Consider the following 25,555-nt stretch of genomic DNA (forward strand, 5'->3'; position numbering starts at 1 on the left):
CCCTAAGATATAAACGTTATCAAAGTGTTATTTTAGTGTTTAAGAATACGTAAACGCTATCCGTTTTTGTAGCGACTATCCCTTTCATATCAACGTTTATGAGGGTTCATTTATTCAGAAGAATGCAACTTGTACTAAGATTGCTTAGAGATAATGATAAAAGATTTGCTGGTAAAGCTGAAAGTTGAGGATCAAGAAAGCTTTGTTTGTGAAATTTAGGGATGCGTTATTTTAAATTTGTAGTTTCATTTAAAATAAGCTAGCATTCTATATTTGTAATAAAGAAACGTAATTTAAGTATTCAATATATAATTTCATTACAACAAGATAAAACGGATACAGAATGGACGCTTGTGAAGTGGTAAATTAACGTTCTAATGAACGTGAACGCTATGCGTTCATAGTCCGTTAAACTCATTGTTTTATGGGGTTAAGGCATTCTTACTTAAGTTCTATAATATAAAGATATTAAAAAGTTAGGGCGTTACAGCGTCTAACCAAGCTTTCCGAAAAATCGATGGAATTTTGATGCTTTTGAAAATAACGATCAATACATTGATATTAATTAATACCGAGGATCTTTGGAATTCATATGTAAGGCCAAAGAAATATATAAATACTTCTAATTGTTGAAATGGTGGAATTACCTTAAACGCAAAAAAATTGAAAGTAACACTCTAAATTTTATACAAAATTAAATTTAAATTTGAGTTGAGGAATAACTATATAGAATTGAAGTATATAAAAACCAAAATTTATCGTGAACGCTATGCGTTTATGGTGCGTTAATCCCTTGATATTAAAAGGATTAAGATGACTTTGATATGTTTGAATTAAGAAAAGTAATTAAGGAAAGGTTGAGAAAAAGACAGGTTTTTTTGGCTTTTTCAACTAATAATATTATAATTGAAATTAAGTGATTTTCTCTTTATTATACTTAGGCGATATGTATGAGCTTTTAATGAGTATTAGTTAGATGTATATTAGTAAATATACGTTTTACTTTTGAAGTTAAATAAGTATTAAAGACAGACATAAGAGGAATTCTTTTTAATGATGTATATTTAGCCTTGTGAAGGTGATTTCCCAAATAAAAAAAGCGGTAATTACCGCTTTTTTTTATTTGGGAAATGTGTTTAAAAGAAAATCGCCCAATTATTTTCGATTGAACAAACGTTGAATGAACGTTTGTTTACTGTTATCTTGTTGTTCTTGGCGATCCTCATTTAACAATTGAATGGCTTTATCCAGTTTTTCCTGTAGTAACTGGATTTGTAAATCTTTTTCTTCCTTTTCTGAGCGTTCTTGTAATAATAAATTAATAATATCTTGGTTTTGTTGTACAATTTTTTCTTGCTGGTTAAACATATAGGAAAACTTATCTTGAATTATTGAAATATCTGTTTGTGAACGTTTCTGAAGTGTTACTTCAGTTTCATTTTCTTCCTGAACACTATCCGTTTTCGGGGCGTTTTCTTCGGCTGTCTCCATGCTTCGTGTAGCGGCCTCTTCTAATTTCCAGTTTTGATTTAGGTATTCCTTCATTTGTTTTAAAATATCTATATCATTTTCATAATAAATTCTTTGGTTACGTTCATTTCTTTCAAATATGTACTCCATTTTTTCTAGTTCAATTGACCATCTACGAAGTGTATTGGTGTTTATATCCAGTTGCTTTGCTACTTCTTGTGCAAAATATCCATATTCCAAACTTCACACCTCCATTATTTGTGTGTTAGATATTCTTTCTTTATTAGAAGGATCATTCCTCTAATAATAAAAATCTTTATTGGGCCACTCGGTAAGAAGCTTTACTACCTTTAAAATGTTTTCAGTGCAGCTACTTGTGTGCTAGATTAGTCTATGTATCTAGTATTAATGTTAATTAAATTATAAAGGTTATCCGTTTTGATAACGTTCACCTTTGGAAGTAAAAAGATATTTAGTAGACAATAGAATAACTAAAGAATTACTTGAAATTTTATTATTAAAAGTTTGTTTCCAATATAAGAATTTTACTAGATATATGTGCAAGAATCAAAGTTTTCATTAATAGAATTAGTATCTAGTTAATATTCTTTTAATTCAAAATACAAAAAATAATGAGGGGGTGTATTGAACGCTATGCGTTTAAATAGCGTTTTACTAGTAAATAATAATACTCAATGTGAAATAGAGATACTGCTAATGAAATTTTTTCCTCAAAATGGCTTATAAGGTGTTTTAAACTTTTACATAATCTACAAAGTATTAGAGGTATTTAATCTTAAACAAAAATAATGCTACTAGGTTATATTTAATAGTTTACGTTTTTTAGTATGGTCGATCTTTTTAAAGTGTATTCAATAGCTAGTGATATTCTTTAGAAGTGGGGGAGGAAGGGGGAGGCATATAGATTCCATTTGAAATGAATAGAATTTTATCAGATTTTAGGGAAGCTGATTACAGGCATCTACATAATCATTTATATATTTTGCAAGTTGAATCGGATTCCCTAAAATTAGACAAAAGAGAAAGAATTCCAGAATGCTATATTAAATAAATCTTGTTTTAAAAAGTAAAACCATTAATAACATTAGAATAAATAATGATGCTTTTAAACTTACTCTAGCAAGCTATTCAGCATTTTCTCTTAGTAAATTTCAAGTTTAATTTGATAGTTAAAGAAGAGCTAACTATAAATATATTATGGTTAACTGTATACGTAGATTGCCTGAAACTTCAAAATACAAATCCTATAAGATGATTTGTATTTTGAAGTTTCTTGTGTCGAAAAATAGCAAGTTTATGACTGTTTATAAGAGGATATGACAAATAGCCTTGCTATGGTTGATTTTTTTAAGCAAGGCTACAGACTAGTATGATTTTTTAAATTTAATTACTCTCTTCTAAAAAATTATAGAAAACAAATTCTCTTTTTTTATTTAAACCATGCAGTGATTTCTTTTCTAATGCGTTTTGATTTCTTCGTTCCCAGTTTTGTTTAGATTTTTGCCCAAACATTTTTATAAAATGTGCAGGATTGCTATTTTGAGCTTCATTGTATTGGAACCATTGCACACATTCTTCAAAATCCCATCTAGCATAGCGGTCGATATAATGTGGCATCCTTAAAGCAATTGTGTATGCATTCTTTTCACTAAGATAATTTAGTTTTTGGCTTAAAATGTAGTAATAAGCTTTTCTCTGATCCTCACTTAGATAGTCGTCTAAATCTTGTAATCTGTTATGCTTTTCTTTTAATTCACAATCCTTATCTGATTTTTCTTGTTTATTTATTTCGAAAACATCTAAAGAATTAGACGAGACTTGTATATCATTCTTTAAATTTTCAGGATTGGCTACAAAATTTTTCTTAAAGAGTTTTTCACTTAGAAATTTTGTGAAAGTAGAGCACACATCAATTGTCAAAGCCCATTTTATCTTAAAATATTCAATGATTTTTAAATAGTTGTTATGTATGGTTAATATGTAAATTGAAGGGGCGATTTTACCATGTCTTCGCACTTTAATTTGTTGGCATACGCCCAGATCTTGCAGCCATGTTAACACGTAGTTAATGACTGGTTTTGAAATGCCTGATTTTTTGCTAATGTGTTCTTGCCTAACTTGACTATAGCCTTCTTGTACTAAATAAGATAAAACAGTCTCTAAAGCTTCATATTTTCTTTTGGTAAGATAATCTTTAGTGGTAACACCCTCATATTCTAGGACAATATTGTCAATGTAAGTAGTAACTTTTTTTATTGAATGATTAATAGCTCCGGTTTTCTTTGATAGGTGACTGATGTGAGGACTTAGTTCGGCTTTCGCTCGACTAAGTAAAAAGTTGTGCAATAACACAGAAAAACCCTCCTAAATTTCCCACCACAAATAAATAGGAAAACAGGGGTTTTATATTCACAATGTATGCACCTTATGGTATAATTTTAATATCAAGTATGATACTAAAGAAAAACACATACATTTGTAGTGTGAATCTAAAACCCTATCCAGAGGAGTTTTTAATTAGTTCGAAGTTTGCCGACCTAGACTAATTAAAAACCGTGCGGTGGGGTTTTATTTTTTTATATAAATTTAATATAAGTAGTTTATAATGCATTTATAACTATTTTACACAGATTTTTTGGGAATATCAACTAAGAATAGGTTAAAAGTTAGAACAATAGTGCGATTAATTGACTGAAAATTAAGTTAATTATATAGAAATATAGAAAAATTTATAATGGAACGAAAGTTTCATCGATTTCTGTTAAGATATATTTACAGAATATTCTATATGTGTAAATCTTCCTATACATTAGCATTTCAAGGGGATGTGAGAGTATACCATGATATTAGATAGAATTCATAAAGACTTAAATGATAAAGGTATTACCAATAGGCAGCTTGCAGCAATATTTGATACTAGCCATTCTAAAATAAATGATTCATTTACTAAGAAAAGAGAGTTTGACTTTTATATTTTTACTGAAATATTGAATATGTTATATCCACATGATTATAATTTTAGAAAAACGGAAGTACTGAAATATTGTGAAGAAGCAAAACGTAAAGTGAATTTAAGAATTGCTTTTGAATATTTGGACATGTGTGGAGAACTAGATTTATTACAATATTTAATTGATAAGGAAAAAGAATCTAACAATAAACTGAATCGTAAATTTGCAAATGCTTATGAATTACTTCATTTACGAAATGCTGGGAACATGAATACACAAACTTTTTTAAAAACAGTGAAAAAGAAAATGGAACAGAGAAAGAGTACAGATGATATTAGCAAAATCCCAATGGATTTTTCACTAATTTACGCTTTTTTTGATCATCGAAATTATAATTTAGTAAGTGAATATACAAATGATTTATTATCACAAATTAAAAAAATGAAAAATCCATTTTTACGTTCTTCTTATGAATTACGTACCATGGAATTGCTTGCGACAAGTTTTCATAGGAATAACGAGCTAGAAAAGGCAAGGGAATTATGTAATAAAATGATAGCTAGACAAGGTAGAGTCGCCTTAATACCCAAAGCAACAGCATATTGTATCATGGGTGAGACATATATATTAAGCGATTATGAATTATCCAAGTACTACTTGGATAAAGGATTGCAACTTATGGCAGCCCCAAATAACAAAAAGATGTTCAAGAAAAAACAAATGATACAAACTACTCTAGATTTTCTTAACATACATTTTGAAAAGAATCTAGATGATATGAAACCAAAAAACCCGGCAGAACTTGCATATTTGTATGTCAAAAAAGGGATGAATCAACAAGCAGATAATCTTATTGAAGAAATCAAAAGGGAAAATGGTTTCGTGACACCGTTACAAGTATTCATTCAGGCTCTTGCAAGAGAAGATATGATTTTAATGAGGGATGCATTATTAGCATTTGAGAGAAATAACGACTTGTTCTATGCAGAACTTCCTAAAAATGTACTAAAATTGAAGTAGGGGTGGTACAAGTGAAAAATTGGACAAAGAAAACTTATTTGCTAATTACAATAACAGCATTAACAATGCTCCCAATGCAAGGGAGTATTGCTAAAGTTATTCAATATATGATGGTAGATCCTGGTGGCGGCGCTGGGTGATAGGCTTGTTAAAAGATGACACTACAAAACATTGTAGTGTCATTTGTTATTTAAGGAGTGGAACATTTTTTAATAATTTGTAATGTTTCGTTCCACTAATGCAAAAAAATAGGAATTTATAAAATAAAATCTATCTTATAGGAGAGTGCCAATTTAATGAAAAAGAAAAATATATGTAAACAAGTTGATTATAATTTCTTGGTATCAGTGTTGTCACAAACAAGTGATTATGTTGGGCTACATAATAAATTAAAAACGTATATACAAAAAAATAAAAGTTCAAAGCCTATCCTAAGAAAGAAAGCAAATTAAAAAAAGAGGGAATTTATTTTTTATTTTTTTTAACTTTGTACCCAAGGAATTCTATGTATTCTAATAATCCTTTTTCTATCTCTAGACGTTCATCTTGGGAGATTGAATTAAGGTCTTCATATAATTCTTTTGCCAATCTACTTATTTCATTTTTATTAGAATCATTGTCATTTCCAACTAAATAGTCAACTGAAACACCAAAAAAGCGTGAGATTTTTACTAGCATTTCATAATTTGGCTCTGCCCCTGAATTTTCCCAATTGGAAATTGTTGTTTGTGCAATCCCTAATGCTTTTCCAAGAGCAGTAGCGCTTATGTTTTTTTTATTTCTTAATTCTCTTAATCTTTGTCCAAACATGATTTTTAGCTCCTTCTAACATTTTTTGTGTTATTTTTTATAAAATCTAACTTAAACAGTGTTGACTTTAGGCTTAAAGACGAATAAACTATAAATAAGGTGGTGAGATATTTGACAGTTCTAAGAGAAATTCGTGAGTCAAAGGGTTATACAATTATAGAAGTTTCAAAAGGTTCAAAAATTCCTGCAAGCACTTTATACGATGTAGAATCAGGCAGAAAAGGTTTGATTTTTAGTAGAGCAAAAAGTATTGCGGATTTTTTTGAAGAACCAATTGAGAAACTTTTTTTTGTAACTTACTTTCGGGCAAAGTTGAAATAAACTATTTTCCCCAAAAATACTTATACAGTTATATTGTAAATGAACCTTGTAGAAAAGGTACAATTTTATTGTTATTTTTTAAGTTTTTAAATCTGAAATTTCTGATTTATAGTATTTCAACGTACATGTAAAAAATCGTATTAAATGAATATTAATTTAGCAGAAACCCATTCTTGTGAAATTAAAGAAGCTGGTCAAATTTTAACCACAAAAACTAGGAATACCACAACCAAAAGTAACCGAAAAACTCTTTACTCCACACATGAAGCAACCACAACAAACACCAAAGAAAATTGAAATTTATCTTCCAACAACAGGCGGAAAAGCCGAAAATCCTTACATAAGATGGATCAGTCTTGCATGTGTTGTACTTGGCTTAATTGGAGCCGTATTTGCAGTTAGAATCCGTACGAAAGCTCAATCGTGATATAAAAGAATATGAACCTCATTTTAGTGATGTAGCTGAAAATCCGTTAGGCTTCGTTATTGGATGTCGGAATGCATGTTTACTCGTCATTCCCATTTGGACAGTTATTTTTTGGATAGAGAGCAAGATATAAGAAACCGAGAGGGAGATGATATGAGATATCAGAAATCTACGTCGGTAAAATAAAAAATTTAGGGAAACTTGGGAAAGCCGTGATGCGGCGCAAGAGTGCTTAGCTTTCTAAAGAACTTATACAAGGTATTTCAATCGCTCAAACTGTAATCAAGCCGAAAGAACGGTAGGATTTCTGGATAGAATCCGCTATGAACTTACTAGCAGGAATTATTTTGTACTTAAATCAACGACATGGAGATTTGTACTATTTAGATTTAGAAAAGGTTAGTGAATTTGTGCAACAAGCAAAAGAAAAAGATCCCTATCTTTTGGAGTTAAGTGAGTTATTGAAGAAAGATCATCCGGCCTATCAAATGTTTAGCGTATTAGCCTTATCAGCAAAAGAAACAAGGCAAGGCACAATCAGTACAATTTTACGAATTTTAGATGAGCAGCAAGAACAATATGAAAAATTAGAGAAACAGAGAGAGTATCTTGGGTTTCAGTACTAGTTATTAGTGGAAAATGAAATAGGAAGGAGTGCAACGTATGTTAGGTGTAGCTAAGAAGTATACAAAGTTGATTAGAGTGTTGAAAGAGCTGAATGAAAGGGAAAAGGTCGCAGGCGTGATAAAAGCTCGTTTTGGGGCGTATAAATCAGTCATAGAAGGTGTGAAAGAAACAACAGATGATTTTATTTTCATTTTTGATCCGAAAGGAAACTTTTATGAAGATACTCATCAAGAAAAACGAAAACAAGGATATCAAATCATCAAACATGATTTACTAACTGGTTATGAAACACTACAAATGGATCTAAAACAAAAATCCGTTGTGTACATCAGTGTAGAAACGGAAACGAGTACGTATCAAGAGAGAGGGGAAGCATTATCAAATTTTCTTCAATATCTAACAGAATGCAAGAATATAAGACCGATTCACTTGGTATTTCATCAATATGATTTGTACCCAATCCCTCATATGGAGCAGTTTTTAAAAGAAAGCGCAACATACCACATTCAGCATTCAATCGTAGTTGAATCTCAATCCGCATTACAACACATATACGGAAAAGAAGCAGCGCAACGCATCATGACCTCGTATAACACAACAATCTTAGCATGATCTAAAGCACTCGTTCACTATTTCATCCTATCTAGATGGCTAGAAAACTAGATAAGGGAGAAGCGCTTTTCTCCCTTCTTTATCAAAAATAGGAGGCGTTCATATGGGAAAAGAACAAAGGCTCACATTTTATGATATTGCCGCATCACAAGCTCATAGTGTTAAAACTTTTGATGGAAAAACATACGAACTGAAAGGAACTATCGCAATTGAAAGTACTACAGGAAGCATCGAAAAGGTAGCTCAAATTTATTATCAAGTGCGATCTGTCAGAGACGAACATCGAAATTTGATTGCAAAACGGAAACATAAACAATCGGAATTAGTAGCTGTAAAACAAAAATGTTAATAAAAAAAGCGATTTTGAAGTGTGCTGAGAACATAGCACAAAACAAGTTGCTCTTTGAAAATTTGAATATATATATTGTGTATCTTTTCCTTTCCGTAAGGATGTAGAAGGATGATATACGGCTTTCAATATATATGCGTGCTTCCCTTCGAAAGGTCACTAGAGGGGGTAGGTATACGATTATCGTTGGGTGAGTAAGATCGTAAAACTCATCTGTGACCACTAGGAAATGCATTGTATCAAAGACCTGTTTGTGTCAGTACTCGTGAGGAATATCCCATTTTGACATTCTGAAGAAGCGAGGAACATCACAATAGTAGATACATAAGGTTCTACGTTCACGCCAAAATACGTAGTGCGGTATTGGGCATATAGAAGCTAGGTCGGGATTAGTCTCTATACGCATGCCAATACAGGGTTCGTCATTCCAGCCATAAATGATATTTCCTTTTTATACACTTATTTCTTATAAATGTTATGAAATAAAGACAGATGTTTAAGTTTAAATGTGTCTCATCACACTTCAAAATCGCTTGTAAAAATTTGATATAGGGAGGAACATACATGAGTCGTAAAGGGTGGATCATTTCCGCTGTTGTTGGACTGTTAATTGCAATTGGTATTGGTTCAACATTTGTCTTTAGCTCGGGAAAAGGGGAAGTAATGGAACTTAGTCCGTTAGAAATGAAGAAGTTCATGAGTGAGGATGGCACAGGTTTTGTTATGTTGAATAATGATAAAAAAACAAGAGAAGATATACTCTTTAATGTTGGAAAATTAGCAAAACAAAACAACGTCCAGGTGAAAGAATTATTTGGAGGTAGAGAAGATGTACCAAGAACAAGTAATCAGCACGACTTTGGTTTGTCACAAAAACGTGATACCCTTGCCTACTATGAAAAAGGAGAGTTGAAGAAAGCGATTAAGTTTGAAAAAATTAAACCATCTGAATTTGAAAAAGAAGTGGGGTTCTTTATTCAAAATTGCAAAGAACAATATCAGAAGTAATCACATAATCATTGAAAGACCAACTATGAAATGTCAAGCGTGGAATACAATATAAATGAAGAGTGTTTACCCTAAAAAAGGGTAACTTAAATAAACCTTGCGAAGTCTCAAAAAATAAATAAGTTATCTCTGGCATGGGAATGGAGGGATTTTATAGGGTTTATTACTCTTTAGAATGGCATAGACAATATAACACAACTTCCTAGCTACAGCTCCTATACAAACATAATAGTGTTTTCCTTGATTTCGTTTCTTTTCATAAAAAGCTTTTAATACAGGGTCATGTTTATAAGCAGTAATAGCCGCTTGAAATAATGCTCTACGTAGATGGGAGGAGCCACGTTTGGACATAGACATACCAGTTGATTCGTATTGACCTGATTGAGAAATAGTGGCATCAATACCGGCATAAGCCACAAGTTTAGAAGGCTTGTCAAAGCGGCCTATATCCCCAATCTCACTTAATATGGTGGCACCTAATATAGGACCAATACCCGGAATAGTAGTGATTGGTGTATCTAAGTCACTTAATAGTTGAGACATTTGATTCTCACATTCTCTCAACTGAGTTTCAATAAAGCGGATTTGCTCCATCAACATTTTTAATTGAAATGAGAAAGCATCTTTACAAAAGGTGACACCAAATGAGTTTGAGGCTAATTCCATCAGTTGATTGGCTGTTTTTTTTCCAAGTCGGCAACGACTTGCTTGCTCAATTATTAGTGTCAAATCATCAATAGACAGTCTTTCATAATCGCTAGGAGATGTATAGTCAATTAGGAGCTGTGAAGACGTTTTGCCAAAGACATTAGAGAAAATACTTTGATATTCTGGAAAGGTTTGATCTAACACGACAAGCGCCTTGCGTTTTAAATCACTTATATTACGTACAAGAGAATTACGAAACCGGCTTAGTTGTTTTAAAGCGAACATTTTCTCGTCTACGAGTGGAGTTTCAAGGAAGCGGCCAAATCGTATGACATCGGCAATCATAGTGGCGTCAATGGCATCTGTTTTTCTCTTTCTAATTTCTGTTCCCTTTCGCCATGCATTGGTTTGGAGTGGGTTCAGTACAATCACAGAAAAACCATGATCTAGTAGAAAAGAATAGACAGCTATCCAATAGTGACCGGTGGCCTCCATCCCGATTGACAGTTCTGTCGGAGAACTAATATATCGGTAAAGCCAAGTTAATAAAGCTTGTCCACCTTCTTTATGATTGTGGAAAGGAAATGGCTTGGTAATAGGTTTCCCAGTGGAATCAATGATGGAAGCATAGTGCTTGTGTTTGGCAATATCAATACCTAAGTAGAACATAGTATACACCCCTATTTTGATGATTTTTAGATAGTGTTATCCTCCCCTGAACTAATAAGCGCTACTACCTCGTAAGAGATACGAAGAATGACCAATGGTCATCAACATCCAACTCATTCGTAAACTACTTATTAGACAGAGGTACCAATCTTTCAATCGAATACAAGGATTCAAGGTGGTGATCGGCAACACTCTATCTACAAATATAAGTATCTCATAAAGCTGGATACTCTTGGGTTTATAGGTGAATCCTATTCCTAAAAAACCTAACTTAATCATACGAGGTGGTGATATAGTGGCGATTACACAGAGAGAATTAAAAAAAGAAAAAGATATGGTAGCAAATCTATTAAGAGCCAATGGTCAGGATTATAACCATTGGCTTCATTTACATCATCAGAAATACATTGAAGAAAATCAAGATTTAGTAATGAAAGCTTTACAAGCTTATAAAGCAATAGCAACAGAAGTAAAGGAAGACAGCAAGCCGAATGAGTTAAGTCAGCTTAGTAACGTATAAGCATCTAAAAATGAAAAGGGAGTGAATGTATATGTTGGAAACAATAGCTCAAATGTTAGTGTTAGGTGATGCGATGGATGGTCTAATTAATACAGGGAATTCATTTATTACATGGATGCAAAGAGGAGCAATGGTGAGTACAGCAATTGTATTTTGCTGGGGCGCTTATCTATTAATTTGGGGTGGTGAACGAGGAAGACACAAATGTATTTGGTGGTTTATTGGTGGGGCAGCCGGACTTGTTATCGTAATGGGATGCCAATACTTAGCAGAGAGCGTAAATAGCAATGTGAAATTTGGTCAAATCTTATTCCCGTTTTTCTGGATGAAATAGTGAAAAAATATAAATAAGGCAATGAGGAGGCTATGCAAAGGGTATGGCTTTTTTTGTTGCCTTTTTTTATGGAATTTAAAGTAAATGGAAGAAAGGAGAAGCCATGTTTGTCATTTTTAAGAGTAGTAATGGAACAGAAATTGAGTCGGGTAAGCAATATCCGTTTCATGAAGCTTATATCTTAACGAAGCGATTAGAACAAGTTTATAGAGAGCTAGGGCGGCAAGAACATATTGATTTCGATTTGTTAGATGGTCATTCCAATGAAATTTATAACGGTACGTTATCACTTGGTTCGAGATATGCAGATCATATTTTTGATCACATTTCTAAAAAAATGAATGTGATGCAATTAGATCCGGAACAAGAGGAACAAAAGAAGGAACTGTTAGAAACGTTAGAAAGGGAAATCAATGATTCTCCTTTTCAAGAAGAATATGAATATCAAGAAGAATTACCAGTAAGAAAGGAAGAACCTTCTTATCGTCCATCGAATGAAATAGAGCTACAAGTAAAGCCTGGAAAGGAAAATAGAAAAGGGTTTAAGATTATTGCGAGTGTCATAGGAAGCATGGTGTTAATTGGAGCTGGTGCCATATTTGCCTTTAAGTTATTCTCTTCCGAGCCAGTTTCGAGTGCAAATGCTGGCACTGAACAATATGTAGTAAAAGGATTACAACAGGCAGCCATTCAACAGTATGGAGAAGCCGTTAAATACTTCGATAAGGTCAATTACACAGAATTAGATAAAGATAGCCAGAAGGCAGTTCTATTTACTTATTTATTAAATGGAAAGGCGAATAAGGCATTACAATATGAGCCGAAATTTGCAGAAAGTGTGGTTGCTTATTTTATCGGAATAGACAATATGAATAAAATCAATGAAATTGATGTCAAAAATGATGTAATCGACTTTGAAAAAGCAGCACTTAATAAGAAATATGAGGAGGTAATTAAGCTTAAAGGGAAAGTCAATATGGACGGTAGACGTGAAAAACTCATTGCTGAAGCTTTTGTAAATCTAAAAAAATATGAAGAGTGTTATTCTTTTGCCAAAACGCAAGGGAATAAAAACGTAATGAAAGAGGTCAAAGAATTAGAGAAACGAGATATTCAACAATCTACGATAAGTGAAGAAGAAAAGAAAGCTAAGATTGAAAAAATTGATAAAGATCTACAGAACATCTAAGGGGGAGAGAATCACATGCCTTTAAATTATGAGAATCTGTATAAAAAAATGGGGATTGTTTTTCTTGGTGGTTCATTGATATTAAGTACGACAGGTTGCAGTTGGTTTGGAAGTAAGGAATCATCAAAAAGTAAATCAGCTATTACAAAAAAGGTAGATAAGAATAAGCCGGATGAAAAGAAAGAAGATCTGAACAAACATGATTTCGAAGCAATTACAGAGAATGCAATTCAAAGTAAGGATAATGAAGTTGCTTATGTTCTCGAAGAACTGGATAAATCGAAAATTAATTTTAAAGAGAAATCTATTGTAAGTAATCTTCAAAATGGAGATGAAACGACTTCCCGTGTTCTAGCACTCTTTGATAAAGAAACGAAAGATAAATCAATTCAGGATACAGCAAAGGATAATGTGATTGCAGCTATTACGGATAATAAGCCACAAGTCAGCGTGAATGGAGATCATTTTGCATTTGGCGATCAAAATATTGATTCTTCAGTAGCGAGTATAGGAGATATTCTCCCACCAGAGAAGAAACCAGATACAATTGTGAACCCACCAATTATAACGGAGGGTGAGAATGGTAATACGGAAAATACAGGGACAGAAAAACCAAAGCCACCTATAGAGCCGGAAAAACCAACAAATTCAGAGAAACCGACAGAACCGGAAAAACCAACAGATCCAGGTAAACCAACAGAACCAGAGAAACCAACAGATCCGGGTAAACCAACAGAACCGGAAAAACCAACAGAACCAGAGAAACCAACAGAACCAGAAAAACCAACAGATCCAGAGAAACCGACAGAACCGGAAAAACCAACAGATCCAGAGAAGCCAACAGATCCAGAAAAACCAACAGATCCAGAGAAGCCAACAGATCCAGAGAAACCAACAGAACCAGAAAAACCAACAGAACCAGAGAAGCCAACAGAACCAGAGAAACCAACAGATCCAGAAAAGCCAACAGATCCAGAGAAACCAACAGAACCAGAAAAACCAACAGAACCAGAGAAACCAACAGATCCAGAGAAGCCAACAGATCCAGAGAAGCCAACAGAACCAGAGAAACCAACAGAACCAGAGAAGCCAACAGATCCAGAGAAGCCAACAGAACCAGAGAAACCAACAGATCCAGAGAAGCCAACAGATCCAGAAAAACCAACAGAACCAGAAAAACCAACAGAACCAGAGAAACCAACAGATCCAGAAAAACCAACAGAACCAGAAAAACCAACAGAACCAGAGAAACCAACAGATCCAGAGAAGCCAACAGATCCAGAAAAACCAACAGATCCAGAAAAACCAACAGATCCAGAGAAGCCAACAGATCCAGAGAAACCAACAGAACCGGAAAAGCCTACAAACCCAGAGAAGCCGACAGAACCGGAAAAACCAACAAATCCAGAGAAGCCAACAGAACCGGAAAAACCAACAAATCCAGAAAAGCCAGTTCTGAAACAAAATGAAAAGATGGTAGCGAGTAAATAAAGAAAAAAATCAACTGATATTTTCAAAAAGGTACTCAAAAAAAGAGTACCTTTTTAATTTGAGAGGGGTCATATAGATGTTTGTTAATAGTGCAAATTTAGTACAAATTTCAAGTCTAGATAAAAGTTTAATGGTGGTAGGTCGAGTGGGAACAGGGAAAACGAGGGAATTGAAGAAAATGGCTTTAAGTTTATCAAAAGTATTAGTGTTAGATCCATTTAAGGAATACGAAGAATTAGAGAAGCAAACAGAAGGGCATGTAACTTTACAATATTTAGATTGTGAATCAAATGAAGAATATAGAGAATTTAAAATTACAGATGATGTGATAAATGTAGCTAAACAATTTGAATATGTAATTGTAGATGAAACCAATTATTTATGTCAGGAAAATTTTATATACTTTCTTCAACAAATGAAGGATTCCGATATAAAAGTAATAGCTAGTTTTCAACAAATGCCTTCAGATGCCCAAATTACTAAGAAATTTGGATATATTATATCTTTAGATGTAACGAATGATTTCGATAAGATAACAGAGTATGAAAAATATAATTATGATTCGGGATTTGGCTTGAAAAAGTAATACGTGTGGCTAAATTGAACAGAGGTGATGCTTTGATATGTATAGTGAAAAGATATCAATCAAATATAAATTAGCTGAAAAAGAAGTACTCATTCCATTGAGTGCTTTTTTGTTTGTTGGAATGTTTTTGATCGCTAATTTTTTACTCAACTTATCTTTAGAGCTGATAGAAACAACATTTAGTGATTTATTACATCCTAAACCATTTCATATGGAGGTAGGGTTTCTTTTTCAGATGCCAATTGCAGAACATCCAGTTTACTACTTGCTTGTTTTCCTTGTAGTGATTGGAACTATAGCGAGAACAGTGTACAAATTGAAATCTTCCTTTAAAAACTTAAATAATCATCAGAAAGGATCTAGTCGTTTTACAACAGTTGATGAGTTGAAAAAGCAATATCGAGCTGTACCAGATCGAGAGGAATCATTTAAAGGTGGCGGTGGTGTTGTTATCTCCCGACTAGGAGATAAAGTATTCATTGATGATAGCCCGGTAAACAACTTAATTATTGGTACAACACGCTCTGGTAAAGGGGAAACCTTTGTATTTCCTACAATTGATGTCTATTCTAGAGCGGAACATAAGCCTTCATTAATAATTAATGATCCAAAAGGTGAAATTTTTAGTGCTTCCAAAGAAACGTTGGAAAAACGGAGATATCACATTGAAGTTTTGAATTTATTAAACCCACTTGATTCTATGAGCTACAACTTGTTGCAGCTTGTCAAAGATGCCTATAAAGATGGAGACTATTCAACGGCCCAGGCATTATGTAAAACACTCTCACACACTTTGTATTACAACCCAACTGTAAAAGATCCTTTTTGGCAACAGTGTGCTATGAGCTTGTGCAACGCCATGATATTAGCAGTTACAGATAAATGTATTGCGGAAGGTACAGAAGAAAAAATCACAATGTATGCAGTTGCAAATATGTTATCGGAACTTGGTTCAAAAGAGGTAATCGTAGATCCGGAAGCTGATCCACAAAATGCATTAGATTTATACTTTGAAGGCTTACCAGCGGATAGCGTTGCGAAAATGCAATATGCAACCTCAAACTTCTCAAAAGGAACAACACGAGGCGGAATTTTCACCCAAACAATGAATGGACTTTCTATTTTTACATTTGATGAAATCGCTAAAATGACAGCGAAAAATAGTGTAGATTTAAAACGTGTCGGTTTTGGAAAAACAATAAAAGGAAAAGTAACACCGAGAAAACGAGTAGAAATTGTATTTCCAGATGGTTCAAAGGAATCTATTAAAGCAGATATTACAGGACGTTTTGCATTAGACTTTAAACAAGTAATACAAGTTGGAGATACCATTCAATGTAATGAAAAGGAAGAGCCTAAAACGAAAACATCTATTTCTATTACAAAAATAGATGAAAAAACGGGTCATACAGAATTTAAAGTAGTAGAAGAAAATGAAGGTATGGAAATAACAAAAGTGGATTATTTCGATAAACCAGTGGCTATTTTTATGATTACACCAGACTTTGATTCTTCGAATCATGTGATTGCTTCTATTTTTGTAAGGCAGCTTTATTTTATATTGGCTAAAGGTGCATCCCTCGCTCGTGGAGGGAAATGTCACCGTGAGGTAGTTTTTTGCCTCGACGAGTATGGAAATATGCCGAGTATAGAAGGAATGGCGAATATTATTACAGTTTGTCTCGGTAGAAATGTTCGCTTTAACCTTGTGATCCAGGCATATGCACAATTGAAAAATAAGTATGGTGAGGATGCAGATACAATTGATGGAAACTGTGGGAATACAATTTATATTCTAACTAACGATCAAGAAACCGCCGAAAAGGTTTCCAAAAAACTAGGGAATCAGACGATTAACCTACCTTCCCGAAGTGGAAAAGGTCTTTCTACTGATAAAAATAAAACGGAAGGTCTAGATCAACGCCCACTGTTAACATCAAATGAACTGATGAATTTTAAAGAAGGAGAAAGTGCCGTTATTCGTGTCATAAAACGTCAAGATAATAATAGAAAGCGTATCAGACCACGTCCAATTTATAATACAGGAGAAACAGCTTTGAAGTATAGATGGGAGTACTTAGGGAAAGAGTTCGATACAGATAAATCTATTTTAGATATAGATATCCACTCCTTACATGATGATGTAGAACCGAAAAAACTTATTGTAGATTTTCTAGGAGAAAGAAAGGAAGAACAAATTCAGAAAGAACCATCAGAGTCAGAACAGGAAGAGTTGCCACCAGTAGAGACACCGCAGCCAGTAGAAGAGCCAACAATGATGGGAATTGATGAAGAAATTCCGGAAGAGGCGTTTCAACAGGAAGATAGCCCGTTTGATTCCCTCTCCATTGAAAATTGGAAAGGAAAAACGGTTAACGAATTTTTCGAATCTGATTTAGCGTTTTTGAAACTGGTTGATAAGTTCTTTTTAGCACAGTTAGGCAAATCAATAGATGAAGTGGAAAATCAAGAAATGGGCGAGTTTTACAGTGAATTTCAGATGTTAGCTCACAATGACCACATCGACAAAAGTGTTTATCAAGCAGTCGAAAACAAGATTAATCGAACCTTGCGTGATTTAGAAGAAAAAGAACAAGTACCAAGTTAGAAAGCACTCAAATGATTGAGTGCTTTTTTGAATCCAAATATAAAGGGGGAATAGCTAATGGGTGTACCGACAATAACGGATAAAATGCAATTGATTTTAGATAGTTACTCGTCATTTGTAACAGAAGAAAATGAGGTCATTCTTGGTCTGGAAGATGCGGTTCTTTTCCTTTCAGTAGATCGGGAACAAAAAGGGAAATTGATTATTCGTATTGACAGACTGAATGAAAGAGTGAAATGGACAGCAAAAGAAGTATTAGGACAGTAATAAGCATGAGGGGAGGATAAATAGTGAAAGATGAAGAGATTTTAAAGGTCTTAGAAACGTTCTCCGATTATCTTCAAGTAGGAGACATCGTGAACTATGTATTGCGTTGGCTAGGATGGTTTCTAATTGTAGGATTATCTTTAGTTGTAGATGCTTTAGAAGGTGTGACAGATGCCATACTGGGGATTAAAGGATTCTTTAATTCACCAGAAATACAAAATTTTGTTGATATGTTATATCCATTGTTTGTCGTTTTGCTAGCCATATCATTTTTATATATTGGCTACATGTTCATTATGAACAAACAAATGAACCGTTCTCAAATTATCATCAATATTTTTGTAACACTGAGTGTACTTTGTTTATTAAGTACTGGTATGACAAAGGTTGATAAGTTCACCGATGACGCCATAGCGGTTGTAAAATCAGAACAAAAGGGTTCCTTAAGTGATGAAATTATTAAGAAGAACATAACGGATATTGCAGTAATAGATCAAAATGGATGGAAAAAGAAAGAGGACATGAATCCGAAAAATCATATTCCAGAAAAAAACATTAGACAGATAGATATTACAGAAAAAATTGATTCGGATTTTGAGTTTGCAAAGGATAAGGAGTTATCTGAAGGTGGGCAAGATATCCTCAAAAATAAAAGGGTAATGGATGGGATGGGAGTCGCATCTTTAGCAGAATTAAAAGATGGATGGTTTGATTTCTTCCCAGAAAAGTATTATCGCTGGCATTGGAATTTCTGGAATATATTCTTTACTTTACTGATAACAGGATTAACGTTGTTATTGGTAAGTATTAAATTAGCTAGATTATGTTATGAATTAGCATTTAACTATTTGTTAGCCAATATATTAGCACCAGCGGATGTAGCGAATGGTCAAAAGTTAAAAGCTGTATTATCTAATATCCTCAATATATTTATAGCAACGATTATGATATTCCTATCTTTGAAGCTATATATAATGGGAACAGCGTTTCTCCATGACAAATTAAATGGTGTACCGTATCTGATTGCATTAGCCGCATTTAGTATGGCAGTTTTAGATGGCCCGGCAGTCGTAGAAAGACTATTTGGAATAGATATTGGTTTAAAGAGTAGTTGGGGCATGTTAGTAGGTGGTTACGCACTTGGTAAAGGAATTGCTGGTCTTGCAAGTTCAAAACCAATGAAGGGTCTCGGAAATATGATTGGAAAAGGAGCGAAAGGTGCAGCGCAAGGAACTGGTGTTGCAGCGGCTAAAACCGCAAGTGCGGCAGCGATGGCAACAGGTGGAATGGCTGGTCTCATAAGTGGCTTGAAAAATGGAAATGAATCTGAAAATAAAGATTCATTGCAAGATCAAATGAAAAAAGCTGGTGAGAAGAAAGCAAATGGAAATAATGTAGCAAATAAGGAAAAAGGTAAAGGTAACTTAAATAAGGAAAAAGATAAAAAGAATGGTGGTACGCCATCTATTCAAGAAGACATGAAAAAAGGGGGAAACGAAAACCCAGGGATAGCGAATGGGCAAGAATCGGGAACAACAAGTCTTCAAGATGAAATGAAAGAAGCTGGAAAATCAAATGGAGCAAGTGAAGGAGGTCAAACACCAGGAGGCGTAAGACAAGGAGCAAGTGAAGGAGGTCAAACACCAGGAGGCGTAAGACAAGGAGCAAGTGAAGGAGGTCAAACACCAGGAACAGTAAGGCAAGGAGCAAGTGGAGGAAGTCCGGCACGAATGGAAACATCAAGACCAGCACCAAGCGGAGGAAGTCCGGCACCAGTAGAAACACCAAGATCAGTACCAAGTGGAGGAAGCCCGGCACCAATGGAAATACCAAGATCAGTACCAAGTGGAAGTAGCGCGGCACCAGTAGAAACGCCAAGATCAGTGCCAAGCGGAGGAAGCCCGACATCAGCCGACACTGTAACGGTGACACATAGTAGCCCAATTATTCCTTATGAAAGTGATAAAGAAGTGGCAGCAAGTAAAAGTCAGGAAACACGTACATTAGGACAATATGCAACGGATACAGTTAAAAAAGGTTATAACTCCACTACATCATCTGTTAAGCAAACAGTAAGAGGGGTTCAAGAACGAATCAATAATTCAGACACGGTACAAAATACAAAGCGTTTTTATCAGATGGGGCAAAACACGGGTAAAAGTTGGAGAGATATTGTAAACAAAAATAAAAAGAATACAGATAAAAAATAAGCGTAATCGTACGCTTATTTTTTATTGTCGAAAAGGAGGGAATCCCGATGAGAAGCTATCGGATTCCGAAGGAAATCAGTACAGAATTACGGATTAATAAAGTGCTTTATTTAATAGATTTCTTTTTATTAATTGGCTTATTAGTTGTAACGATGATTCTTAGGAATTTTGTACATGATTCCTTTCAATTACCATTTGTTATTTTTATGGCAGTTATTGCAATTATCATGATTTGGCGACCAAGTACGAATCCTCAAAAACGAATGTATGAAGTATTGATTATTACATTGCTAAGAAGAAAAGGTGCATATTGCGCCATTGATAACGATCAATAAGGGAGGGATCACATATGGCGTTATTCAGCGAAAAAGATGTAGAGAAAGAAGAGCCAAAACAACTAGAAAGACCGAAGAAAAATGCATTTCGATTTAACGAAAAAAATGTAAAAGAATCAATTTCTGAACCAAAAGAAATTGTGAAGGTGGTACCAAGCAAAAAGAAAGAAGAAAAAACAAAGGTAGAACCAAAAGTAAAAAAACAGAAGAAAGAAAAGCCAAAGAAAGACATTTCGAAAAAGAAAAATCAAAAATTGTTGGGTTTTTTATCTAGAAAAAAGAAAGAAGCGCCACCAAAGGTAAAGAAAAGTATTGCGGAAATTATGCAAATTGTAGACATGACGGAGGATGGCATATTTGAACTGAAAAATGAGGAGTTTTTAGAAATTCTTCAAGTAGAAGGTGACGATATGTTCTCTAAGAATAGCGATGAACAAGCATTTGTTATCTTCTCACATGCGTATTTTTATCAAGCCTACAAACAGTCCATTAAACTCGTTTTTTTAAACTTCCCATGTCAAACAACCGAACAACAACGATATATTGAGAAGAAAATTAAAGAATGTACTAGTCCTTTGTATGAACGAATTTTAAATCAAAAGTTAAAAGAACTTCAGTTTTTAGAATGGGGTAGAACCAATCGGGAAGCCTTCTTATTTATTTACGGAGAAACGGAATTAATCGTAAAAGAACGTGTAGATGCAGCAAAACGATATATCAAACGCTCTACTGAACTATTAGAGGTGGATGAAGAGAAAAAGTTAGAGCTTATGTTTAAATTGTTTAATCAAAATGCAAAATTAGGAACGAAAAATATATGGTAGTAAGGGGGAAATAATATGTTTGCGTTCAAAAGTAAAAAATCCAAAAAGGAAAAACAAGAGGAACTAAAAAAGAAGAAAGGTTATAACCCTTATTTAATGGCTAGAGTTCAGCCACAAGGGGGAATTAGTTTTAAAGAAAGCTATTTTCAAACAGGTGATGGATTAGGTACTTGTGTGCATGTTTTTGACTTTCCAACAGAGGTAAATGATTTTTGGTTAGAGCAAATTATGAATATGCCAAATGTGATCACAACATTAGATGTCATGAGTGATGACCGAAGAGAGGTCGTTGAATCGATTAATAAATCCATGAGTGAACAAAGTGTTCGACATGATACAGCAAAGGATAATATAGATCGGATCGATGCGAAAAATGAATTTTTAGAGCTGGAAGCTCTCTATACGGATTTGAAACAAGGTGAGGTTATGAAACGTATTCACATTCGTATTTATGTTTCCGCTAGAACAATAGATGAGCTAGAAAAACAAGTAAAAGAGATCCTGGAAACATTAGAATCTTATAACTTTCGAGGAGCTGTCTTTTTAAATGAACAAGAGTATGAGTGGGATGCACTCGTAACGAGCTTTGATACACAAAAAAATTATGTGAACCGAAGAAAAGGTAAAGAAATTCCGGCAGTCAGTTTGGCTGGTGGGTGTCCGTTTCATTATTCCTATTTGCACGATCCATACGGTACGTATTATGGAACGACGAAAACAAAAGGAAATGTTATTTTTGATATCTTCCATAAAGACAATCAAAGAAAGAGTTATAACGGCGTAATGATTGGAAAGTCTGGTGCGGGGAAATCAACATTGCTAAAAAAGAAAACGGTGGATTATGCAAGTAAGGGTCACTTTGTTCGGGTATTTGATGTTGTAGAAGAGTTTACAGATACGGTAGAAGAGCTAGGTGGAAAGACAATTGCGTTAGATGGTTCACAAGGTCAAATTAACCCACTTCAAGTATATAAGACAGCAGAAAGTGAGGAAGTTAGTTTTACCCAGCATTTATCTAAACTGACAATTATTTATCGGTTCATTGCGCCGGAAGCAAAAGATGATGAAATTAAAGAATATGAAAATTTACTTCGTAAACTATATATTCGTATGGGATTATGGAATGACGAAAAAGGAGCGAAAAATGAAATTACAACAAGAACACCAAATGAGTATCCCATTTTCTCAAACTTTTTATCTTTTGTTCGTGATGAATTATATGAGAATGTAGACAATAGAAAACATCATGGGAATTTAGGAGAAAACAGAAAACATCGTTTAGAATTGATCGAATTAAATCTTGTAAATTTAGTAGAAACATATGCAGAATTATTTGATGGACCTACTACAATTGAAGATTTCAAGAAAGAACAAGTTGTATCTTTTTCCTTACGAAATATATCCAGTTTTAAAGCAGAGGTATTCCAGGCACAGATCTTTAATGTGTTAAATCTCCTTTGGAATGAAATGATTTCAAATGGTGCACCTCAATTAAAAGCATTTAACAAAAAGCAGCTTGCTTTTGAAGATGTAACTCGTTATTTCATTATTATTGACGAGGCGCATCATATAATCAACACGAAAAAAGAAAGCGCTCATGCACTACAATTTTTAACGAAACTTAGTCGAGAAGATCGAAAATATTTTGCAGGGCTTCTATATGCAAGTCACACAATTCGAGATTTTGTACCGGAAGGATCTTCACAAGAAATGATTGATGAAATTAAAAAACTATTTGAACTTACACAGTACAAATTTATTATGCAGCAAGATAATAACAGTTTAGATATGTTACGAAAAGTATTTGCAGGACAGTTAAGTGAAAGTGAGATTGCAGCGATTCCACATTTACCAACAGGGGATGTGATTTTAAGTATTGGGGCTGTAAAAAACATTCACTTCCATGTAGAAGTAACAGATGAAGAATTGATGTTATTCGGGGGAGGTGCTTAATACTATGCATCTAGTTTTAAAGATTATACCAAAGAAATGGCTCATCACTTTAGCGCTACTTGTGATGGGTCTTTTTTCTTTTCTCTTACTTGGAATTATGAGTATTTTTATTGCGGCAATGGGGAGCGATAGTGGAACAGACGCAGGTGATATTACGTATACAGGTGAGGGGCAAGTCATAAATGTATCGCCTGAAGTTTTAAAATGGGAACCTACGATTCGGAAGCATGCGAAAGCCTTTGGGGTGGAACCGTTTGTCGCTTTAATGCTTGCTCAAATGATGCAAGAAAGCGGAGGGCGTGGCAGCGATCCAATGCAGAGTTCCGAAGGCGCATTTAATACGAAGTATTGTAAATCACCAAACTGTATTACAGATCCAGATTACAGTATTTGGGCAGGTGTACAGGAGTTTAAACATGCGATAGAAAGAGCCGGAGTAACGAGTCCAGGGGACATGGATCATATCAAAACAGCCCTTCAAGCATACAATTTTGGAACAGGTTTTTTTGATTTTGTTGGCGCAAATGGTGGCAAGTATACGAAAGAATTAGCAATTAAATTTTCACAACAACAATATCAAAAAGTGAAACATACGGGGATGTATCGTTGTGTAAGGCCAGAGATGATACCCTACTCCGCGTGCTACGGCGACGCACTTTATGTTGATGCCGTTTTGAAATATTATCAGCCGGGTTCTGTCGTTTCTGGTGGTGGAGGAAATCCAGGAAGTGGAGGAAGTAGTGGTTCAAAAGTTGCCGATGTAGGTCGCCAATGGATAGGACGTTCTACCTATGTATTTGGTGGAGGACGGAACACAAATGACATCGCAAGAGGGATATTTGATTGCAGTAGTTTTGTACGTTGGGCATTCGAACAAGTAGGGATGTATACCAGTCCGATTGGCGCTGTAAGTACGGAAACATTAAACAAAATTGGTACAAAAGTATCAGCAAATGATATGAAACCGGGTGACGTTATTTTCTTTGATACCTACAAACATGACGGACACGTTGGAATTGTAATTGATAAAAATACTTTCATAGGATGCCAGACGAATAAAGGTGTTTCTATTGAAGATTTAAATAATCCGTATTGGAAAAAAGTCTTTTCTGGTCATGTAAGAAGGTTCTAATAACCGAAAGAATAGGAGACTGAAAGAATGAAAGATAAACGAAAATCTTTGTTTATTGTGTTTGTCATTTTAGTTGTAGGTGTGACAGCTTTTAATATTTATTTAAGCAAAAAATCAATGAGTGATGGCAAAGAAAAACAGTTAAAACTTTCAAATGAATTACTCACAAAACAAAATGAAGACTTAAAAAAACGACTGGATAAGGTACTTCCTTCCGCGCAGGAACAACAGAGAAGGGCGTACTTATCGCTAGCCGAAACATTTATACAATTATCATTTCATAGAGAAAAAGAAGGATACAGCGAGCGAAAAGAAAAGGCAAAATCCATTATGAGCGAAGAACTTTTACAACAATTCTATCCGACTGACAAATATGAATTAGGAGATACGTATAAAACAAAACCAATAGAAATGAAGTTTTATTTACAAGAAAATGAACCCGATAAAGAGGAGGTAGATGTGCTAGCTGAATTTATAAATGTCACGACAGATCCAACGCAAAATCGAGAAGAAAAAGTAAACAATGTGTTGCGAATCATCATAAAAAAAGAAAAAGAAACATGGCGAGTTACAAGTGTGGAAGAGTTAAACATAAAAGTTTTATAACGAAAAAGGTGGGGTGAGAGTGTGATAGGTGCAATTGGTAAGAAGGGTGAAAGAATCAATCTAAGAAAAAATAAGTCGTGGGTCTACCTAACAATTATCAGCTTTCTATTTTTGGGTTTTTTCGCTTTCTTGACATCTAAAATTTACATGCCAAGTGATGAAAAACTATTCCATACAGAGACAAATAAAGTAATTAAGTTGTCGGGTATGGGGAAATTGATTGTAGAAAAAAGGGAATACAATCCACACAAAAACTTTATACAAATTTACTTTCGCTTAGAAGGATATGAAGAAACAGGATATACATTTAAGGCACAGCAAAAAGCAAATCCAGGTGTTCAGTTACCTGTCAAAGTATTGTATGAAGAGAACGGAAAATACGTTGTAGAAGTAAAAGAGTTATCTCCAAATTGGGGAGCATTAGCTTTCGATATTTACAATAAAAACGGTGAAAAAGAACAAATGGATATTCGTAAACTTACACAAGATGTTAACGAATATGAAGAAGAAAATGCAGCAACAAAAAGTCCGAATAAATTAGTTCAGACGATTTTTACCGATCAAAGT

At 34.2% G+C, this 25,555-nt stretch carries 23 protein-coding genes and 3 pseudogenes; 22 read left to right on the plus strand and 4 right to left on the minus strand.

The features are described 5' to 3' along the window. Positions 1 to 1,155: 1,155 nt before the first annotated feature. A complete protein-coding gene (locus G9F74_RS24330) occupies positions 1,156 to 1,710 on the minus strand; it encodes a MerR family transcriptional regulator (protein WP_000455694.1) in 555 nt (184 codons plus the stop codon). A 1,164-nt stretch (positions 1,711 to 2,874) separates the two neighbouring features. After that, complete coding sequence (locus tag G9F74_RS24335) at positions 2,875 to 3,843, minus strand: hypothetical protein (RefSeq protein ID WP_016107025.1); 969 nt, start codon at positions 3,841 to 3,843, stop codon at positions 2,875 to 2,877. 488 nt (positions 3,844 to 4,331) lie between these two features. On the opposite strand from G9F74_RS24335, the gene G9F74_RS24340 reads away from it, so the two are divergent. Together G9F74_RS24340 and G9F74_RS30210 are read left to right on the plus strand one after the other, a co-directional pair. Further along, a complete protein-coding gene (locus tag G9F74_RS24340; protein WP_000599599.1) occupies positions 4,332 to 5,462 on the plus strand; it encodes an AimR family lysis-lysogeny pheromone receptor in 1,131 nt (376 codons plus the stop codon). Positions 5,463 to 5,473: 11 nt separating this feature from the next. Continuing rightward, positions 5,474 to 5,602: a hypothetical protein gene (locus G9F74_RS30210; protein WP_000800654.1), complete on the plus strand. Its 129-nt coding sequence runs from the start codon at positions 5,474 to 5,476 to the stop codon at positions 5,600 to 5,602. A 325-nt stretch (positions 5,603 to 5,927) separates the two neighbouring features. Here G9F74_RS30210 and G9F74_RS24345 read toward each other — a convergent pair whose 3' ends face one another. Next, positions 5,928 to 6,272, minus strand: a complete 345-nt coding sequence (locus tag G9F74_RS24345) for a helix-turn-helix domain-containing protein (protein ID WP_000467906.1) — start codon at positions 6,270 to 6,272, stop codon at positions 5,928 to 5,930. Positions 6,273 to 6,383: 111 nt separating this feature from the next. On the opposite strand from G9F74_RS24345, the gene G9F74_RS24350 reads away from it, so the two are divergent. From G9F74_RS24350 to G9F74_RS24370, 6 genes and pseudogenes are all read left to right on the plus strand, one after another. Continuing rightward, positions 6,384 to 6,593: a helix-turn-helix domain-containing protein gene (locus tag G9F74_RS24350; protein WP_016107026.1), complete on the plus strand. Its 210-nt coding sequence runs from the start codon at positions 6,384 to 6,386 to the stop codon at positions 6,591 to 6,593. Between the two features lie 205 nt (positions 6,594 to 6,798). Further along, a pseudogene (locus tag G9F74_RS30215) lies at positions 6,799 to 7,020 on the plus strand (SpaA isopeptide-forming pilin-related protein); the annotation flags it as partial. Positions 7,021 to 7,178: 158 nt separating this feature from the next. Next, positions 7,179 to 7,646 (plus strand): annotated as a pseudogene (locus G9F74_RS24355) (type IV secretory system conjugative DNA transfer family protein). Between the two features lie 37 nt (positions 7,647 to 7,683). Next, positions 7,684 to 8,259, plus strand: a complete 576-nt coding sequence (locus G9F74_RS24360; RefSeq protein WP_016107028.1) for a TraM recognition domain-containing protein — start codon at positions 7,684 to 7,686, stop codon at positions 8,257 to 8,259. 103 nt (positions 8,260 to 8,362) lie between these two features. Further along, the gene (locus tag G9F74_RS24365) at positions 8,363 to 8,608 is read left to right on the plus strand and encodes a hypothetical protein (RefSeq protein WP_000514181.1); all 246 of its coding nucleotides are present in this window, start codon (positions 8,363 to 8,365) and stop codon (positions 8,606 to 8,608) included. Between the two features lie 564 nt (positions 8,609 to 9,172). Further along, positions 9,173 to 9,616 carry a hypothetical protein gene (locus tag G9F74_RS24370; protein ID WP_000087507.1) on the plus strand — a complete coding sequence of 148 codons (444 nt, stop codon included), beginning with the start codon at positions 9,173 to 9,175 and terminating at the stop codon, positions 9,614 to 9,616. A 123-nt stretch (positions 9,617 to 9,739) separates the two neighbouring features. Here the strand turns inward: G9F74_RS24370 and G9F74_RS24375 are convergent, their stop codons facing one another. Further along, a complete protein-coding gene (locus tag G9F74_RS24375) occupies positions 9,740 to 10,933 on the minus strand; it encodes an IS110 family RNA-guided transposase (protein ID WP_070189825.1) in 1,194 nt (397 codons plus the stop codon). A gap of 295 nt (positions 10,934 to 11,228) precedes the next feature. Between G9F74_RS24375 and G9F74_RS24380 the strand changes: the two genes are divergently transcribed. From G9F74_RS24380 to G9F74_RS24445, 14 genes and pseudogenes are all read left to right on the plus strand, one after another. Continuing rightward, complete coding sequence (locus tag G9F74_RS24380) at positions 11,229 to 11,453, plus strand: hypothetical protein (protein WP_016107030.1); 225 nt, start codon at positions 11,229 to 11,231, stop codon at positions 11,451 to 11,453. 25 nt (positions 11,454 to 11,478) lie between these two features. Then, positions 11,479 to 11,787 (plus strand): hypothetical protein, encoded by a 309-nt coding sequence (locus G9F74_RS24385; RefSeq protein WP_033666312.1) that lies wholly within the window; start codon positions 11,479 to 11,481, stop codon positions 11,785 to 11,787. Between the two features lie 103 nt (positions 11,788 to 11,890). Continuing rightward, positions 11,891 to 12,976, plus strand: coding sequence for a hypothetical protein (locus G9F74_RS24390; RefSeq protein ID WP_165406309.1), 1,086 nt, complete (start codon positions 11,891 to 11,893; stop codon positions 12,974 to 12,976). 15 nt (positions 12,977 to 12,991) lie between these two features. Beyond that, a complete protein-coding gene (locus tag G9F74_RS24395; RefSeq protein ID WP_165406310.1) occupies positions 12,992 to 14,467 on the plus strand; it encodes a hypothetical protein in 1,476 nt (491 codons plus the stop codon). Positions 14,468 to 14,543: 76 nt separating this feature from the next. Next, entirely contained in the window at positions 14,544 to 15,053 is a 510-nt protein-coding gene (locus tag G9F74_RS24400; protein ID WP_070189822.1) for a hypothetical protein, read from the plus strand. 37 nt (positions 15,054 to 15,090) lie between these two features. Continuing rightward, entirely contained in the window at positions 15,091 to 17,661 is a 2,571-nt protein-coding gene (locus G9F74_RS24405) for a VirD4-like conjugal transfer protein, CD1115 family (protein ID WP_070189821.1), read from the plus strand. Positions 17,662 to 17,718: 57 nt separating this feature from the next. Further along, positions 17,719 to 17,928 carry a hypothetical protein gene (locus G9F74_RS24410; RefSeq protein WP_000538818.1) on the plus strand — a complete coding sequence of 70 codons (210 nt, stop codon included), beginning with the start codon at positions 17,719 to 17,721 and terminating at the stop codon, positions 17,926 to 17,928. Positions 17,929 to 17,951: 23 nt separating this feature from the next. Beyond that, the gene (locus tag G9F74_RS24415) at positions 17,952 to 20,138 is read left to right on the plus strand and encodes a pLS20_p028 family conjugation system transmembrane protein (protein ID WP_165406311.1); all 2,187 of its coding nucleotides are present in this window, start codon (positions 17,952 to 17,954) and stop codon (positions 20,136 to 20,138) included. A gap of 47 nt (positions 20,139 to 20,185) precedes the next feature. Continuing rightward, positions 20,186 to 20,473 carry a DUF5592 family protein gene (locus G9F74_RS24420; RefSeq protein WP_001258275.1) on the plus strand — a complete coding sequence of 96 codons (288 nt, stop codon included), beginning with the start codon at positions 20,186 to 20,188 and terminating at the stop codon, positions 20,471 to 20,473. 14 nt (positions 20,474 to 20,487) lie between these two features. Next, positions 20,488 to 21,297 (plus strand): hypothetical protein, encoded by an 810-nt coding sequence (locus G9F74_RS24425; protein ID WP_098107214.1) that lies wholly within the window; start codon positions 20,488 to 20,490, stop codon positions 21,295 to 21,297. A 15-nt stretch (positions 21,298 to 21,312) separates the two neighbouring features. After that, positions 21,313 to 23,250: a VirB4 family type IV secretion system protein gene (locus G9F74_RS24430; protein WP_070189818.1), complete on the plus strand. Its 1,938-nt coding sequence runs from the start codon at positions 21,313 to 21,315 to the stop codon at positions 23,248 to 23,250. A 4-nt stretch (positions 23,251 to 23,254) separates the two neighbouring features. Further along, complete coding sequence (locus G9F74_RS24435) at positions 23,255 to 24,382, plus strand: bifunctional lytic transglycosylase/C40 family peptidase (protein ID WP_016107042.1); 1,128 nt, start codon at positions 23,255 to 23,257, stop codon at positions 24,380 to 24,382. A gap of 27 nt (positions 24,383 to 24,409) precedes the next feature. Continuing rightward, on the plus strand, positions 24,410 to 24,988 hold the full coding sequence (locus G9F74_RS24440; RefSeq protein ID WP_070189817.1) for a MerR family transcriptional regulator: 579 nt from the start codon (positions 24,410 to 24,412) through the stop codon (positions 24,986 to 24,988). Between the two features lie 21 nt (positions 24,989 to 25,009). After that, positions 25,010 to 25,555, plus strand: a pseudogene (locus G9F74_RS24445) (hypothetical protein); the annotation flags it as partial.

The organism is Bacillus sp. EKM202B, assembly GCF_011066025.1.
In the GTDB taxonomy this organism is placed as follows: domain Bacteria; phylum Bacillota; class Bacilli; order Bacillales; family Bacillaceae_G; genus Bacillus_A; species Bacillus_A toyonensis.